This window comes from Gracilibacillus phocaeensis (assembly GCF_900626275.1).
Classification (GTDB): domain Bacteria; phylum Bacillota; class Bacilli; order Bacillales; family Amphibacillaceae; genus Gracilibacillus; species Gracilibacillus timonensis.
Window position 1 is genome coordinate 1,609,620 of sequence record NZ_LR131144.1, and the last position, 16,366, is coordinate 1,625,985.

The window sequence follows — 16,366 nt, forward strand, 5'->3', positions numbered from 1 at the left end:
AAAAAATAGCCATACCCACTTCAGATATGGCTATCCATTAGTTATCCCCTTAATGAGGCATGGTGCTGCTCTTCCACCGCTGTAAGAATAGCTTGGTAAGAGGCTTCGACTTCTTCATCCGTTAACGTTCTATCCGGATCCTGATAAAATAAACGGAAGGCCACGGATTGTTTACCTACTTCCAAATGTTCTCCTTGATAAACATCAAAGACTTGAACATCTTGCAATAGCGCGCCACCTGCTTGCTGAATAGTAGTCTGCAATGCACCAGCAGGTACGGCTTCATCAACGACAAGCGCAATATCCCTTGTTACACTCGGATAGCGAGGGATCTTGTCAAAGCTCGGTTCATTATCGTGGATCGTTAATAAATAATCCAGATCAATGTCGAACACATAGGTTTCTTTTAGATCATAACTCTTTTGCAATTGTGGATGGATTTGACCTAGAAAACCTACCGGACGATCTCCAATAAAAAGCTGGGCAGTTCTGCCTGGGTGCATATCCAACAAACTAGCCTGTTGATAGGTGGCATCGATTTGCAGTGTTGCAAATAGCTCTTCGATCATTCCTTTTACAACATAGAAATCCACCGTTTTTTTCTCTTGCTGCCAAGGGTGGTTGACCCATTCTCCTGTCAATAAACCAGATAAACGCAGTCGTTCTTCAGGCTGATCCGTTAGCTGCTCTTGCTGTGAAATAAACACACTACCGACTTCATAATAGGCGAGGTTCCCCTGTTTTCTCGCCGTATTATACGAAGCAGAGCTTAATAATTCGGGCAAACTACTTAAACGCAAGGTACTGTGATCTTCACTCATCGGCATAGCCAGCGATACTGGAGAGACCATTTCATCTGCTACTTCTGGACTAATCAACTGTGTAGCACGTTCTTTGCTCGTTAACGAATACGTAATCGTCTCAGACAAGCCCATACCTTCCAAGAGTTGCTTGATATCACGTTTTAGCTGCTGCCTATTTGTTAGCCCTCCTGCTTGCACAGCCCCCGCAGGTAAAGTGAATGGCAAATGATCATATCCATAAATGCGTGCTACTTCCTCTAACATATCCTCAAAAATAACAATATCTTGGCGTCGAGTTGGGATATAAACCGTAAATACTTCTCCATCTTGGTCATAATTAAAATGCAATTTACGCAAAATCTCGGCAATTTCTTCCTCGCTAATCTCCGTTCCTAAACGATCATTGATCACAGAAGCCTGGACACTTACAATCTTTTCCGAATAATCTAATGTATCATGCTCGACAAGTCCCGAAAAGATGGTTGCTCCAGCATGCTCTTGAAATAATTGGCATGCCCGTTGTCCTGCCAAAGATACTCTATTAGGATCTAATCCTTTTTCCATACGGGTGCTTGATTCGCTTCGTAAGTCAAAGTCTTTTGCTGCCTTGCGAACGGTTGGCCCTTCAAAATAGGCTGCCTCTAATAAGACACTTTTCGTTTGGTCCGATACCTCTGAATCAGCACCGCCCATCACCCCAGCTAAAGCTACTGGTTCTTTGCCATTGGTAATCACTAAATGGTCTGAGGTCAAGGAACGCTCCTGACCATCAAGTGTTGTGATCTTCTCTCCGTCTTCTGCCATCCTGACAACTACTTCTGCAGAGCCAAATTTGTCGAAATCAAAGGCATGTAGCGGCTGACCGAGTTCCAACTGTACATAGTTGGTAATATCAACTACGTTATTAATGGGACGGATGCCAGCCGCCATTAAGTAATTTTGCATCCAGAGCGGGGATGGCTTCACTTGCAGGTCTTTGATTAAGAACGCTCCATAATAAGGGTTTTGTTTTGCTGCTTCTACTTTTACCGATAGAAAATCTTCCGCTGCTTGATCTGTTGTCAGATAATTCGACTGTGGCAAACGAATCGGCACATCCAAAATCGCTGCGACTTCATAAGCAACACCTAACATACTCAAAGCATCCGATCGATTAGGTGTGATATCTAAGTCGATAATAGTATCATCCAGATTCAATAATTCCGTCACATTGGTACCTATTTCGGCATCATCAGGAAATACATAAATGCCGTCGGCGAATGCCTTTTGGACAAATTGTTCTTCCACACCTAACTCCTGTAAGGAGCAAATCATACCGTTGGATTCTACACCTCGTAGTTTGGTCTTCTTAATCTTAAAGTTACCAGGTAATATGGCTCCCGGTGTAGCAACGGCTACCTTCTGTCCTTGTGCAATATTTGGTGCTCCACAAATAATCTGCAGACTTTCCTCTCCAATATTGACCTGACACAAGTTTAGTTTATCGGCATTGGGGTGTTTTTCACAGGATTCTACATAACCTACGACAACCTTTTCCAATGGTTTGGCAAAGTACGCTAGACCATCTACTTCAATACCTGTTTTCGTAATGCGTTCTGCTAATTCTTTCGGGCTGACTTGGTCTATATCTACATATTCTTTTAACCAATTTAATGATACATACATGCTAGCTCCTCCTTACTTGGTGTGAAACTGTTTCAAGAATCTGACATCATTCGTATAGAAATGGCGAATATCATGAATGCCATACTTTAACATAGCAATCCGGTCTGGCCCCATCCCAAAGGCAAAACCACTATATTCTGCTGGATCGTATCCTGCCATTTCTAAAACACGAGGATGAACCATACCAGCACCTAAAATCTCAATCCAGCCTGACTGTTTGCATACACTGCAACCTTTTCCTTTACACACCTTACAAGAAATATCCATTTCAACCGAAGGCTCGGTAAACGGAAAAAAACTGGGACGAAGACGGATTTCACGATCTTCGCCAAACATTTGCTTGGCAAAATGATTTAAAACACCCTTCAAATCACTCATACGCACATTTTTATCGACTAATAGTCCTTCAATTTGTGTAAACTGATGAGAGTGAGTCGCGTCATCGGTATCTCTGCGATAAACTTTACCTGGACAAATCATTTTTACCGGTCGTTTATCCTCAATTGCATTCATCGTGCGTGCCTGTACCGGAGACGTATGGGTACGCATCAACAGTTCCTTGGTAATGTAGAACGAGTCCTGCATATCACGTGCCGGGTGTTCTTTTGGTAAGTTTAATGCCTCAAAGTTGAAATAATCGGTTTCCACTTCTGGCCCTTCTCTAACCTCAAAGCCCATGCCGATAAACAGATCTTCTATCTCTTCAATGATGGAGGTAAGAATATGGGGTCCACCAATTGGCACAGGACGTCCAGGTAATGTGACGTCGATGGTTTCAGCTGCCAACTGCTTCTCTAATTCGGCTGCTTCGATTGCCGTTTGTTTCTCCTCAATCGCGGTAGCAATCTCTCCTCGAACGGTATTGGCCATTTCTCCTATCACTGGGCGCTCCTCTTTGGATAATTTGCCCATACCTCTTAGCACTTCCGTTATCGGCCCTTTTTTCCCTAGATAGGCAATCTTCACGTCTTGCAGTTCTTTTAACGTCGTGGCGTGAGTAACTTTTTCTACAGCTTCTGTCTGTAAAGCTTCTAATTGATCTTTCATCGATTGTTACCTCCTTTTATGGATGACTGTTCGTTTCTTGAAACATACCTTCTATTGATACACGATGACTTCCAATAAAAAAAGCCCCTCCCTGTAAAAAGGGACGAGGCTATTAATTTCGCGGTACCACCCTTGTTGATACAGCATCACCAGCTATATCCACTCAAGTTATCAAGATAACGGTATAAACCGGAACACCTTTACTTGTTAGGTAAACAAGGTCTAAGTGTCAGCTCCAGAGTGAAATTCGATATGTGATCGTTAGAAACACTTCCAATCCAAGGTGTCTCCTTCCTGCAAACGATGGGTCACACATGTACTAACTCCTTCACAGCCATTAAAATAATGTTAGTAATATTCCTATTATAAGCAACTGCCAGTGATGTTGCAAGTTTCTTTTTCATTTTCCTATTTTTTCACCGTTTCGTACATCAGAATAGCGGCGGCGATGGAGACATTTAACGATTCTGCTTGCCCATGAATGGGAATGTTGACACGCTGATCGGCTTGCTCCATTAAATCTGGGCTGACACCTGCCCCTTCATTTCCGACAATGATCGCTAATTTATTGGGAACGGGTAATTGGTGATAATAATTGGCATTGTCTAGTCCAGTTGCCCACACCGTTATATCTGCTTTTTTTAATGTTTCTAGCTCCTCTAATAGATCAACTTCGAGAATTTCCAGATGAAATAACGAGCCTTGCGTACTGCGTAGCACCTTGTCATTAAATAAATCCACGGTTCCCTTTCCTAACATGACGGTGTCAAATCCCGCTGCATCTGCTGTCCGGATCATGGTGCCCAAATTACCTGGATCCTGTACTTGATCGACTAATAAGGCACGCTTGATCACTCTGTTTGTCGCATGCTTCTTTTTTACCACCGCGATAACGCCTTGTGGTGTTTGGGTGGTACTGACAGCATCCATCACATGGTCGCTTACCTCATGACAAGGATAGTGAATCCACGCTTCGGGTACTTCCACACCTGTTTGGTAAATGATTTCCTCTATCTCCCAATCGCTATAATGGGCTTCTTCCACTAAATGGAATCCTTCCACAATAAACGTTTTCGTTTGATCCCGACTTTTTTTCTTGTGCAATTTGCGCCATTGCTTCACTTTTTCATTTTTTACGGATGTTAACATACGGTTCATTCCTCTTATTTTGATGTTACTATCATACATATTATAAGACAGGTAGGTCAAACTAAAACGAAAAGATCAAGCTAAAGATAAAAGGTGGGTGAAGAAAAAATGGATTTAAACTTACGTAAGGCGATTATGTCTAATGTCAGTGGTAATTCCGCCGACGAATTAGAAGCAACGATCGTTGACGCTATTCAAAGCGGTGAAGAAAAAATGCTGCCAGGGCTTGGTGTATTATTTGAATTATACTGGAATGAAGTAGATCAAGCAGATAAAACAGAGGTATTGGAAACATTGGAACATGTCGTGCAGCAAGGGCAATAACAATAATAAAGCAACGTATCATGGCTGGTACGTTGCTTTGTTTGATCGTATACACCTATTTCCTATTCAAAATAAACATAGCACCTCCAAATCCTAAGATACACCATACCAATAAATTTAGATAATTTCCCATCGTCGCTTCAAAAGTAGAGGTTGCCAAGGAGGCACGCATCACTTCTGCCATGGAATAAATCGGCAATACTTCATGGAGAGATTGGAGCCATTCCGGCAATCGATCCATTGGAAAATTCACTGGAGAAAACATCAGTGCTCCAAATATAACTAGCTGGGAAATACCCATGGATGCCGTTGGTGACAATAGATAAGAAAATCCATACCCTACACCGATGGAGGTTAATGCAATCATCAACAATGCTGGAACTACCGTCCATGAAATATCATATCCCGGACTAAACAAAAAATGCGCAACCATCGTGGAAACGACAATTCCCGGTAAGGTAATGAATAGCCAAATGGTCGTATCTGCACTAAGAATGACAGAACGGTTAACAGGCCAGGTCCGCATAAATTCCATATACCCATCTGATTTTGCACCACCCACCTGTTGAGGTAAAATCACCATCCCTGCCGTAATCAAAATAATCGTCGGTGCACCGGTAGCCAAAAATAGGATCGTCTCCGTACTTGGACTTGGGATCAGATAGGTGAATCCAATGACAATCCCTATCGATATCAGAATTTGCAGCAATGCCATAAAAATAAAATATCCGGCATTTTTAATAAACTGCATCTGAAACACATACTTATAATGGCTGAGAATATTCATTACGAAACCGCCTCCTTGTTAGAGGTTAACTTAATATAGACATCCTCAATGGTGGTTGGAGACAAGGTATAGTCCATAACAATACCTTTATCTGCCTGATTCTTTGCCCACTCTATGGTGGCTAATACTTCCGACGAATTTAAAGAAAAAATAAGACGGGAGCCATTTTGTCGTGGTGATAGTACCCAATCTGGAAGCTCTATATGCTTTAATTCTTTACCTAGACTAAGCTCCATACGCATCTTGTCTTCCACTAAGCTTTTTATTTCCGTTGGATCTCCTTGGGTCAATATCTTTCCCTTATCCATAATCGCCACACGATTAACGGCCTTTTCCGCTTCCAAGACATTGTGTGTTACCAAAATTACGGAAGTTCCATTCTGAGTCAAATCCCGTATGACCTGCCAAAGATAACCTCTGCGAACTGGATCCACATCATTGGTAGGCTCATCAAGAACAACTAATTCACCCGGGGTAACCACCGCCATGCAAAAGGCTGTTAGACGACGTATGCCACCTGAGAGCTTTTCACCTTCTGTATTCGCCCACTCTTGGATATCCAACACCTCAAAAAGCTGTTCTACTCGCTTTGGGTCAAACTTTTTCCCTGCCCGAATTTTCCCCATCAACGTAACTGCCTGTTTTGGCGTTAAAAGGCCCAATGGTACTTGGGACTGTGGCTGCACGGAACATAAAGATCGTGCCCTGGCAGGTGAAGCCGTAACCGATTTACCTAGCAGCTCTATATTTCCTTCTTCTGGTGTTAGAAGTCCTGTTATTTGATTAACTAATGTTGTTTTACCCGCGCCATTATGACCGAGAAGTCCAAATATTTCCCCTTCCTTAATCTGAAATGTAAGATGATCATTAGCTACATTTTCAGATTTACCTTTACCACGAAAGACCTTCGTAACCCCTTTTACATCAAGTATCATTCTTTAATTCCTCCTCCTTTGCCATAAAGACACGTTCAATGAATTGAATAACTTCTTTGTTCATGGGATAAAAAACAATGCCTTCTTTTAAGTTTTGCAGTGCCCCCCACATATCTAGAAGTAACTCTTCATCATTCCCAAACATACTCTCTACCTGATTTGACCAATCCTCTACCAGCCGCTGTGCTTTTTCTGAAGCCGGGTCAAGATCCAAGTTATCTTTCATATCATGGATAACATTTATCCACTTTTTGATAGCTTCTTCACTCATATTCTTCACATTCATATCCATAACTCTTTTCATTTCTTGGCTATTTAAATAATCTGCATAAGGATTTAATGTTTCTTCTGGATGCTGTTGATACATTTTAATAATGCTAAAAATGATCTGCCAATTAATTTCTCCCTCTATTTCAATTGCATACGAAACACCCAGCAATGATTTTTCTAGTGTCTCCAAGCGTTCTTGTTCTTTTTTTATCAACTCAAGCTGCTGTTGAATCGATTCCTGCCAGGTCGAAGTGGAATCTTCCAGAATTTCTTTTATTTGTTCGAGTGAAAAGCCCATATATTTTAATGCCAAAACACGCTCTAAACGCATGACATCATCCTCACTGTATAAGCGATATCCTCCCTCCGTCTTTGATGTAGGTTCGATTAACCCAATTTCACCATAATAATCCAATGTTCTTACCGTCACTCCCGAATTCTTTGATAACTTTCCAATGGTATACATCGCTTCACCTCACCTTTACTTTCTTAAGTATAAAGCAACACGTAACGTGCTGCTCAAGAGAAAAATGAAAAAAATTTATATAAAGATGGAACACTTTGCTTTGGACGTGCCATTTATGAACGAAAAGCGGAAAGCGCCCTCTTAAAAATGTAGAGATTGGAGAGACGCAACTGAGATAAAGGAAACACGGCGACGTGAGGAGTCGATGTTGACTTTCACCCGCAGGGCATAAGTGCGACTTTAGCTCTGTCTGCGCCTGTTGGCTTGCCAGTCGCTAAGTCTTCTTTATCGTAGGGCGTGTCGTGAAATCTCTAAAGTTTGGCGCTTGGAGCTGGACACGGCTGTTCCTGAATAAGAATTTATTCATGCAAAATGATATGCTTTCCTATCTTACAAGAAAAGCATTGATAATCATTGCCTTTCCTGATAAAAAAGGGTATATTTAACATAGTTAGTTTGATTTTAAAAGGGGTTATCCACGATGAACATAGACGCATATAATCACCTGATCCAAACACAGGCAATGACAAATATACAAAATCCGACTTCGACCAGTCCGGTTAGCTCTCCATTTGGACAAACAATCCGGGAAATATTGCAATCTAATACAGCTATGTCTCCTCTCCGTCAACCACAACTGAGCAGTACATACTTAACGAATGACCAGCTCGCTACAGGTATGTCCATCCGGAGTCAGCTTGGTGATACAGCTGTTATGCCAAAAATAACGGTACAAAACAGTAACCCAGCGCCCGTTTCTAATGCTAATAATGATATAACCACCATTGTGGAGCAGGTGGCTAACCAGTTTAATCTAGACGCCAAATTGATCAATGCCGTTATTCAAACGGAATCTAATTATAATCCTAATGCCGTCAGCCATGCCGGTGCACAAGGGCTCATGCAATTAATGCCTGGAACGGCTCAAGGTTTGGGTGTCACTAACCCTTTTAACCCTGTCGATAATATTACAGGTGGTGCGAAATATCTAAAACAAATGCTGGATCGTTATCAAGGCAATAAGACACTAGCCTTAGCTGCATACAACGCTGGTCCGGGTAATGTAGATAAATACAACGGCATTCCACCATTCAGCGAAACTCAGAATTATGTCAAAAAAGTACTAGGAACCTACCTGGGATAACCTGCAAATTTGTAGTAGCCATAGCTAGCCCTCTCTATCAAGAGCGAGGGTCTTTTTTATATCTGGAGACGGAAGTATATCCATATGGCCTCGATTGATGACGTCCGTTTTGACTGTTTCTCCTCGGTTTTTGGTCGTCATTTTTCGAATGACGGCCATTTTGGCGACTTCTCCTCAGATTTTGGTCGTCATTTTCCGAATGACGACCATTTTGGCGACTTCTCCTCAGATTTTGGTCGTCATTTTTCGAATGACGGCCATTTTGGCGACTTCTCCTCAGATTTTGGTCGTCATTTTCCGAATGACGACCATTTTGGCGACTTCTCCTCGGATTTTGGTCGTCATTTTTCGAATGACGGCCATTTTGGCGGCTTCTCCTCAGATTTTGGCCGTCATTTTCCGAATGACGTCCATTTTGACTGTTTCTCCTCGGATTTTGGTCGTCATTTTCAGTATGACGAGCATTTCGGCGGCTTCCCCCCTGGAATTTTGGTCGTCATTTCTATATGACAAACACCTAATAAACTTCACAACCTTTTTAAATTCCACCCTTGCATTACGATGTATTAAGATTTATAATGAAAAAAATCAAAAGAAATGAGGTGTAACAAAATGGATAAGGAAATGATGAAGGGTAGTATTGATATGCTGTTACTATCCCTGCTGACCAATCAAGACTTATATGGCTATGAAATGACTCAAAAGCTGCATGAATTTAGCGAGGAAAGCTACTTGATGAGTGAAGGGACCCTATACCCCGCATTAAAACGCATCGAACGAAAAGAATGGGTGACATCTTACTGGAGTCAGCATGGCAGTACCCGACGCAAATATTATCATTTAAGCGACAAAGGGGAAAAAGAACTCGAACGAAAACGACAAGAATGGCAATCGTTAAATAACTTGCTCGACCGCATCAACGAAGGTGCGTCCTATGAGTAAGGAATTAGAAACCTACGTAGAACGAATTGTCGCTCACACAGATTGCAATAAAGCCGATCGCGACGATTTATATGAGGAAATGCTGATTCATTTAACGATCTTGCGTGATGAGCACCGAGAACAAGGTAAAGGCTTAAAGGAGGCTAATCAGATGGCAATGAAATCCTTTGGTAAAGAAGCAGATTTAGGTGATCAATTCCAGCAGGCAATGTTCCCCTATCGAAAAGAACTGCTTTTACTATTGGCACTGCTAGGATTTATCTTCACCATTGGTCAATTCCTGTATATGATGATGGCGGAACAGGTAGTGCTGCTTTATTCATTAACCGGGATCATTGGTCACTCCGCTGTCTTGTTTTTCGCTTTGAATAAGGAATTTCCAGTTAACCGAAAGCTGTGGCTGGGATTAGCACTCTTATTGAATTTCCTGCTGTTACTTTGGAATGGGAGTCTCTTATCTGGAAACAATGGCGTGTTGTTTGTCGCCTATTTGCTAATATTGATTCTAAATGTATTCCTGCTTTACCGAACCGTACTCACTTATCCGACCAACACCAGCAACAAAAAAACAAGGCGCGTGATTCATGCGGTCAATATCACATTAGGCATCCTAACCATACTCCCCGCCGCCTATATCTATGCCATGGCGATCGGCTTTGGCGCACCGCAGACTATGTTTTTTTATCTTTTGGGACCGATAATCGGTTGGATCATACTCTATAGTGCACAAGTATTACTAGCTCGACGCTATCCCAAGACCTCTTTAGGAAGTTTAGTATTATCGCTCGGAATGCTCAGCGCTATTCTATGGCTGCCATTTTTACTTGCTTCCCTATCATTCGACGCCTAAGATCGCTTTGCAACAAAGGAGGACGACCAGATGAAGAAAAAGGGATTGCTCATTACCTTTAGTATCATTCTCGTGATAACGGCAGGATTGACTGTTACGGGTATCTTATACAATGCTAAAATCAATGCTCAACCTAGTTTTACCGGAGAATATGATATAAATCACAACCAGCCGTTGTACGTCATGAAAGCAGACGAGACGGAAATCCTTTATTTACAAGGAGAAAATGGCGGCGTTCATAAACTCTATGAAGCGGACGAAAATCTAAAAATAATGAGTCCCGTTTTCACAGGTGAATCAGAGGTTTCATTTATACTAACGGATGGACCGCCAGAGGCCCCACCAGGAGAACAAGAATTTCAATTGGTGCACAGTAATGTACTGACCTATGACGTAGAAGAAGAAGAACTGACGACAAACCTTGAGGCAAGGGGTTATATAACCAACCTGCTCTATGATCAAGCGGAGCAACACATGATAGTAAGCGGGGTGCATGTCAGTACAGAGGGAGAACCAGAACCAGGCTTTATCTCTTTTGCTTCTGCCCTCTACACACTAACAAAAGATGGCAACTTTGAAAAGATACATGACTTTGACGCCTATGAACCAGGATCCCTTCAGATAACCGAAAATGGCGAGAAACTTTATATGATTTTACCGGATGATTTTGAAGATGTATCACCAGACTCGATGTTCGAAGCTACTGAAAGAATCTATGAAATGGCGATCGATCAGCCTAAGGAAATGACCGTCGTTTCCCAACCAGATAATCAAGTGCCTATCAGTGAATTTGTGTTGCTAGAACAGGAGAACAAGCTGCTGTATCAAACCATTATGAACTTTAATGAAGGGGAAAACTATTTATATGATTATGTTTGGTTTGACTTAACGAATCAGGAAGAAGGCGAAAGGCTGCATATCGATGAAGCCAGCGAAAACGCCAAGACAAACGAAAACTGGCTCTATTATACCAAAACAACCGATAAAGCAGACCAAACGAAGGTGTATAAGTTGTATCGCTACGATTTACTTCGGGATACGGGCGAAGAGGAAATCGAGCTGCGGGTAGAACCGGAAGAGTAAAAGGCAAGACTTTTTAAAAAGGAAATATCGTTCCATTAAAAGACGCACCAACTTATAAAAGTTGGTACGTCTTTTCGCCATTATGCAAAGGTAAGTTGTTTCACTGTTTTACTATCCAATTGTTTGATCACTTCCACAATTAATTGTACAGCATGTTCGAAATCATCTTGGTGCAGTATTGCTGCGTGCGTATGGATATAGCGCGTAGCTACGGTGATCGACAAGGCCGGTACCCCATTAGCTGTTAAATGAATCGAACCTGAATCTGTACCTCCGCCTGGCATGGTCGTGTATTGGTAAGGGATATCGTGCTGATCGGCTGTATCAACAACCAGATCCCTTAAACCTTTATGAGATACCATGCTTGCATCGTATAAAACAATTTGTGGGCCCTCTCCGATTTTACTATCTGCATCCTTATCGGATACGCCTGGTGTGTCACCAGCAATTCCAACATCCACCCCAAAAGCAATATCTGGTTCAATCGTATAAGCAGACGTCTTCGCCCCGCGCAATCCGACTTCTTCTTGAACCGTTGCCGCACCATAGACACGGTTAGGATGATCTTGTCCTTCCAAGCGACGTAATACTTCAATCGCAATCGCGCAGCCAATTCGATTATCCCATGCCTTCGCCAATAACAACTTTTCATTTTTTAACTGCGTAAATTCGAAATACGGGACGATCGAATCGCCTGGTTTCACCCCAAAATCGGCTGCTTCTTCTTTACTCGTTGCCCCGATGTCAATAAACATATCCTTGATTTCAACGGGCTTCTTGCGGGCTTCGGCTGATAAAATATGCGGAGGTTTCGAGCCGATAATACCAGTCACATCACCTTTTTTAGTCAATACCGTCACTCGTTGAGCTAGCATAACCTGTCCCCACCAGCCGCCAACGGTTTGGAAATAGACAAAGCCTTTCTCATCAATTCTTGTCACCATGAAACCAACCTCATCTAAGTGTCCAGCAACCATCACCTTAGGACCACTAGCGTCGCCATTCTTCTCCGCGATCAAGCTGCCTAAATGGTCGGTATACACCCGATCGGCATACGGGGTAATCCATTTTTTCATTACTTCACGCGCTTCTTTTTCATCACCAGGGATAGACCTTGCATCCGTTAATTCTTTTAACATGTCTAACTGTTCCTTGTTTGTCATATCCTACATCCTCCTGCCATTTAGTAACCTTGATTTTGTCGTTCAAAGTTAATCTTATTCTTATCCATATAGGCTTTTTTTATATCCTCGGGAGAAAAACCTAAAACCTGACCAAGGCTTACATATGTATCGAATAAGGTTCGATAGGTCGTCAACGATTTGTCTGCCTTCAGGGTTGTTATTGCCTGAAATACTTGATGAAACAACGTGGTTACATCATGATCGCTTGCTTTATCGTCTGATTCATAGGTGTCCAGTCCAAGATCTAAACCAAGTGATAGGATAAAATGAATCCCATCTACATACTCCTCGGCAATGACTGGTTTCTTGCTCGGCGGTTTGACGCTCCAATATTTAAAGCAACGTGTTTCATTAGCGAGTTCACCAATCTCTACTAAGAGCGCTAAGACCTTTTTATCAAAAATATTTTCCGTTTGCAAGTCATGTTGTGTTAAAATATAGTGGTCCAATTCTTTCTGCATGTCGAAAAGTGTCTTCCAGTTCATATTATACTCCTTTTGTCTTGCTGAATTTTTCTCTTTGGAACAACTTCTATTATTATAACATGATTCTATGATATTTTTGAAACCAATGCTTCCACTCATTCGTACATAATGTAACGAGCCCTTTTATCGTCAGGAGGTGGAGAAGGATGATCATCATTCTTTTTCGGGTATTAATTTTAGCAGCTATCATTGTATTATTATATACAGGATATCAATACTGGATTAGCCCTAACCGTAAGCTAGCACTAGCCCAGAAGCGAAAAGATTTTTATTTTTTAGATCAAAATGATGATATTAAGCGAAATTTCTTTATTGCGTATAAAGGATATTTGTTTGAAGGGGAAAAGTATGTAGGTGCGACGGAGGACGCATTTGAAGTGACAAACATCGTGATGCATATCCATAATCCTGAGAATTTAAATCGGTTTGAGCGGCAAGATATGTATTTTTTAGAACAAGAGATATTGATTCGTTATGCACATGCCAAGATTGAGTGGCGTTATCCGATGAATAGACTGCTGCTTCCATAAGATTAAGCAGCAGTCTCTGAAAAGAATTGATGCCATTTGATGATCGCTTGCTTTCTGCGAACAAGGTATGTTAATAACAGCATTAGCGCAATGATCGGTATGGCATAGTAAATGGACACAGCTTGAATCGATTGTCCTAGCAATGTGTATAAGATGGCAACCGGAATTACGGATATAAGCGTGGTACATAGATAAGAAGCAAAATTACGAGATTTTTTATAAATGCAAAAGGACAGTAAATGAAAATGCATAAATGGTAGCATACGTAAGATCATAATTTGGAGGGTGTTTAAATGGATTTGATTCTTCAACCATTTTTCTTCCATCTTCCTACATGACTTTTCTAGCATCGGTAATAGCTTAATCAAGCAATAAAAGCCAATGCTGGAGACCACCAAACCAATGATGGAATAAATACTTCCTGCTGCGAAACCAAATACCATTCCTCCAGTCACACAAACCATTAGGACTGGTACAAACAAGATGGGGCGCAACAAATGCACGAGAATAAATAACACTGGTGCTACGAATACATAGCTCTCCTTCACCTCTAATTGACTGATAAACTCCACCGTCATTCCCATCACCCCTCCCTTCCATCTTATGATGGTTTGGAGGGGATTATACCTGTAAAGGCTATGCAGACAGGCTGTTTGTCTTCGCAGACATCCTTTTTCAGGAAAAGAATGACGCTACCCTTCAGTTAAAATAATAAATAATCAATCCAATCTGCACAATCGTTAACAACGGCAATCCGAAACGAAACAGTAGATGCCTGGTTTTGTGTCGAAATTGAAACATCGCCAATGTTGCTCCAAAGGATCCGCCAATCAGTGCCACCAGCCAAAGATGGGCTTCTGGTGTGCGCCATTTTTGTTTTTCTGCCTTACGCTTATCCCTTTTCATCATAATAAATGCGATGTAATTAATAAGTGCCAAATAAATAATCATGTTTCCCCATCCTTAAATGTGGTCATTGCTTGATAAATCTCTTCTGTCTCCTCTGTCGTTGAACGGTTAAAAATAATCGTATCTTGATCGGTTTCTATATAAAGATAAGGCGTCTGCTCACCACTAATAAACAAGATAACCGAGGAATCATATTCTTCAACCAGGAACCTGCCTTTCCATTGATTGGCCATCGCAAATCCATTGGTCCTTGCCGTAATCGTTGGCGCTTGATCCCTCATCTCCACGGTTTGAATATCTTCCCAAGCAAGCTCCTCACCATACATACCATCTATCGTTATGCCATCATTGGTTACGGTAATCTCGGTTGTCACATATCCATAACCAGTTAAAACAGCAACAAATACAATCGTCACCACGGCGATACTGCCATTAATCCAGTAGCCTTTTTTACGCTTAGCTGGTACCTCGTAGCGATTGATCCATACGATACCAGTCATCACAACCAATAAAAACATGCCTATACCGATTGATACGCCATATGGCACTTGGAAGATCCCTAAAATATAACTAAGCAAAAATAAGAAAAAGCTATAAGTTAACAGCTTTCCGATGGCATCTACATAGCCATTTTCCATAAGATACTTCTTTTCTTCTTCCGAACGCTTGATAAACCCGTTAATTAAGGAGAGATCCTTTTTTTTGGCGATCAAAAAGGTAAGTCCCCCGTAAATAAGCACAGCCCATCCCATTAATATAATAAATAGAATTTGTCCTTTTTCCATTATCATCCCTCATTTTTTATGCTGGTAACGATGTATACGGTTTGGGAGATTGTTTTGTTTCATGGTATTTTTTCTCTACATAAGTTGAACTATAAATGTAACAAAAACGTGTGACAAGCAAGCCTTTGCTCGCATAATCTCCTGATCATACCGCATAAATAGATCAAGAGCACTATCAGATTCATAAGACATTATTTAATTCAACTTAACTTATATAGAAAGGTAAGAAAATGACTGGAGATGGAAAAGAAGAGGATATCTAAAGGTGACTTCACTTATGAATTTCAACAAATCAACGATCAAATACGATTTACCACAGCGTTAAGGGTTCATGAGTTTTCCGGCTATAGAGGAGGTAATCCATCGTGGATATGGAAAACAACGATCCATAAACATCCTGATAAGTCTCGCTTTACCACAGCGGAATCATTCAAGTGGGGAGGAAATATGTAATAAAATAATATTTTATTTATAAATCGTGATATTTTATAAATGTTCGTGTTATATTCTTAAAATCTTGTTTGCTCAAAACTCCAATTTCTTTTATATGAATATTTTCAAACTTTTTATAGCGATCAAATTGTACATATGATCTTTTGGTTAACCCTGAATAAGGACTATTTATAATTGGAATTCTATTGTAACGCGGACTGCCTGTTATTTTTAAACCTAAAGCTTGATTTCCATCATCGGATAGGACAATAATTAAGACAGGACGCATTTTCGCCTCCTGCCTTTCTTCATATGGGAACCGAATCGGTAAATATAGCCTTCTTTCATCAATCATCTTCCGTCCAATACTTATAATCAGGATGGTCCGGTTGAATATCTACGTTTCCTAGAGAGTCTACTGGCAATACCTCTTGATCATTTAATTTAGTAATATCAATCTGTTTGGAAATAGCTCTTAATTCACGTCCATGTAAATCTTCTCTAACCGCTTTTGCAGATCTTTTCACAGGAGTGTTAGTATCCATACTGTATCCTCCTTTTCTCCTCAATACTAAT

The 16,366-nt window shown here is 41.1% G+C and carries 20 protein-coding genes and 1 other annotated feature; of the genes, 7 read left to right on the top strand and 13 right to left on the bottom strand.

Features of this window, described 5'->3' with window-relative positions; genetic code table 11:
• Positions 1-41: 41 nt before the first annotated feature.
• The 3 genes from pheT to E0E32_RS15475 all read right to left on the bottom strand — a co-directional run bounded on the left by pheT (position 42) and on the right by E0E32_RS15475 (position 4,664).
• Positions 42-2,468 carry a phenylalanine--tRNA ligase subunit beta gene (pheT, locus tag E0E32_RS15465; RefSeq protein WP_066194592.1) on the bottom strand — a complete coding sequence of 809 codons (2,427 nt, stop codon included), beginning with the start codon at positions 2,466-2,468 and terminating at the stop codon, positions 42-44.
• A 12-nt stretch (positions 2,469-2,480) separates the two neighbouring features.
• Positions 2,481-3,515 carry a phenylalanine--tRNA ligase subunit alpha gene (gene pheS, locus E0E32_RS15470; RefSeq protein ID WP_066194595.1) on the bottom strand — a complete coding sequence of 345 codons (1,035 nt, stop codon included), beginning with the start codon at positions 3,513-3,515 and terminating at the stop codon, positions 2,481-2,483.
• A gap of 96 nt (positions 3,516-3,611) precedes the next feature.
• Positions 3,612-3,856: a binding site (T-box leader), on the bottom strand.
• A 67-nt stretch (positions 3,857-3,923) separates the two neighbouring features.
• Complete coding sequence (locus E0E32_RS15475; protein ID WP_066194598.1) at positions 3,924-4,664, bottom strand: TrmH family RNA methyltransferase; 741 nt, start codon at positions 4,662-4,664, stop codon at positions 3,924-3,926.
• A gap of 108 nt (positions 4,665-4,772) precedes the next feature.
• Here E0E32_RS15475 and sspI point away from each other — a divergent pair, with 108 nt between their 5' ends.
• Complete coding sequence (gene sspI, locus E0E32_RS15480; protein ID WP_066194601.1) at positions 4,773-4,988, top strand: small acid-soluble spore protein SspI; 216 nt, start codon at positions 4,773-4,775, stop codon at positions 4,986-4,988.
• A gap of 55 nt (positions 4,989-5,043) precedes the next feature.
• Here the strand turns inward: sspI and E0E32_RS15485 are convergent, their stop codons facing one another.
• The 3 genes from E0E32_RS15485 to E0E32_RS15495 are packed head-to-tail and all read right to left on the bottom strand — an operon-like array spanning position 5,044 to position 7,446.
• Positions 5,044-5,775 carry an ABC transporter permease gene (locus E0E32_RS15485; RefSeq protein WP_130860112.1) on the bottom strand — a complete coding sequence of 244 codons (732 nt, stop codon included), beginning with the start codon at positions 5,773-5,775 and terminating at the stop codon, positions 5,044-5,046.
• A complete protein-coding gene (locus E0E32_RS15490) occupies positions 5,775-6,710 on the bottom strand; it encodes an ABC transporter ATP-binding protein (RefSeq protein ID WP_066194605.1) in 936 nt (311 codons plus the stop codon). Before E0E32_RS15490 ends, E0E32_RS15485 begins: the two co-directional genes overlap by 1 nt.
• Positions 6,700-7,446, bottom strand: a complete 747-nt coding sequence (locus E0E32_RS15495) for a MerR family transcriptional regulator (protein ID WP_130860113.1) — start codon at positions 7,444-7,446, stop codon at positions 6,700-6,702. Before E0E32_RS15495 ends, E0E32_RS15490 begins: the two co-directional genes overlap by 11 nt.
• Before the next feature lie 481 nt (positions 7,447-7,927).
• Here E0E32_RS15495 and E0E32_RS15500 point away from each other — a divergent pair, with 481 nt between their 5' ends.
• From E0E32_RS15500 to E0E32_RS15520, 5 genes are all read left to right on the top strand, one after another.
• Complete coding sequence (locus E0E32_RS15500; RefSeq protein ID WP_130860114.1) at positions 7,928-8,590, top strand: lytic transglycosylase domain-containing protein; 663 nt, start codon at positions 7,928-7,930, stop codon at positions 8,588-8,590.
• Positions 8,591-8,674: 84 nt separating this feature from the next.
• Positions 8,675-9,100, top strand: coding sequence for a hypothetical protein (locus E0E32_RS15505; RefSeq protein ID WP_130860115.1), 426 nt, complete (start codon positions 8,675-8,677; stop codon positions 9,098-9,100).
• A gap of 102 nt (positions 9,101-9,202) precedes the next feature.
• On the top strand, positions 9,203-9,532 hold the full coding sequence (locus tag E0E32_RS15510) for a PadR family transcriptional regulator (RefSeq protein ID WP_066194615.1): 330 nt from the start codon (positions 9,203-9,205) through the stop codon (positions 9,530-9,532).
• A complete protein-coding gene (locus tag E0E32_RS15515; RefSeq protein WP_066194620.1) occupies positions 9,525-10,382 on the top strand; it encodes a hypothetical protein in 858 nt (285 codons plus the stop codon). Before E0E32_RS15510 ends, E0E32_RS15515 begins: the two co-directional genes overlap by 8 nt.
• 30 nt (positions 10,383-10,412) lie before the next feature.
• Positions 10,413-11,465: a hypothetical protein gene (locus E0E32_RS15520; protein WP_130860116.1), complete on the top strand. Its 1,053-nt coding sequence runs from the start codon at positions 10,413-10,415 to the stop codon at positions 11,463-11,465.
• An 80-nt stretch (positions 11,466-11,545) separates the two neighbouring features.
• On the opposite strand, the gene E0E32_RS15525 is transcribed toward E0E32_RS15520, so the two are convergent.
• Together E0E32_RS15525 and E0E32_RS15530 are read right to left on the bottom strand one after the other, a co-directional pair.
• A complete protein-coding gene (locus E0E32_RS15525; protein WP_066194628.1) occupies positions 11,546-12,628 on the bottom strand; it encodes a M42 family metallopeptidase in 1,083 nt (360 codons plus the stop codon).
• A gap of 20 nt (positions 12,629-12,648) precedes the next feature.
• The gene (locus tag E0E32_RS15530) at positions 12,649-13,134 is read right to left on the bottom strand and encodes a dUTP diphosphatase (protein WP_130860117.1); all 486 of its coding nucleotides are present in this window, start codon (positions 13,132-13,134) and stop codon (positions 12,649-12,651) included.
• 146 nt (positions 13,135-13,280) lie between these two features.
• On the opposite strand from E0E32_RS15530, the gene E0E32_RS15535 reads away from it, so the two are divergent.
• Positions 13,281-13,664 carry a sigma-w pathway protein ysdB gene (locus tag E0E32_RS15535; RefSeq protein WP_066194633.1) on the top strand — a complete coding sequence of 128 codons (384 nt, stop codon included), beginning with the start codon at positions 13,281-13,283 and terminating at the stop codon, positions 13,662-13,664.
• Positions 13,665-13,666: 2 nt separating this feature from the next.
• On the opposite strand, the gene E0E32_RS15540 is transcribed toward E0E32_RS15535, so the two are convergent.
• The 5 genes from E0E32_RS15540 to E0E32_RS15560 all read right to left on the bottom strand — a co-directional run bounded on the left by E0E32_RS15540 (position 13,667) and on the right by E0E32_RS15560 (position 16,335).
• The gene (locus E0E32_RS15540) at positions 13,667-14,242 is read right to left on the bottom strand and encodes a TVP38/TMEM64 family protein (protein ID WP_078060164.1); all 576 of its coding nucleotides are present in this window, start codon (positions 14,240-14,242) and stop codon (positions 13,667-13,669) included.
• A 121-nt stretch (positions 14,243-14,363) separates the two neighbouring features.
• A complete protein-coding gene (locus E0E32_RS15545) occupies positions 14,364-14,615 on the bottom strand; it encodes a DUF1294 domain-containing protein (protein WP_130860118.1) in 252 nt (83 codons plus the stop codon).
• A complete protein-coding gene (locus E0E32_RS15550; protein ID WP_165445047.1) occupies positions 14,612-15,358 on the bottom strand; it encodes a DUF3784 domain-containing protein in 747 nt (248 codons plus the stop codon). Before E0E32_RS15550 ends, E0E32_RS15545 begins: the two co-directional genes overlap by 4 nt.
• Before the next feature lie 469 nt (positions 15,359-15,827).
• Positions 15,828-16,079, bottom strand: a complete 252-nt coding sequence (locus E0E32_RS15555; RefSeq protein WP_130860120.1) for a hypothetical protein — start codon at positions 16,077-16,079, stop codon at positions 15,828-15,830.
• 58 nt (positions 16,080-16,137) lie between these two features.
• Complete coding sequence (locus E0E32_RS15560) at positions 16,138-16,335, bottom strand: hypothetical protein (RefSeq protein ID WP_066194652.1); 198 nt, start codon at positions 16,333-16,335, stop codon at positions 16,138-16,140.
• Positions 16,336-16,366: the final 31 nt, after the last annotated feature.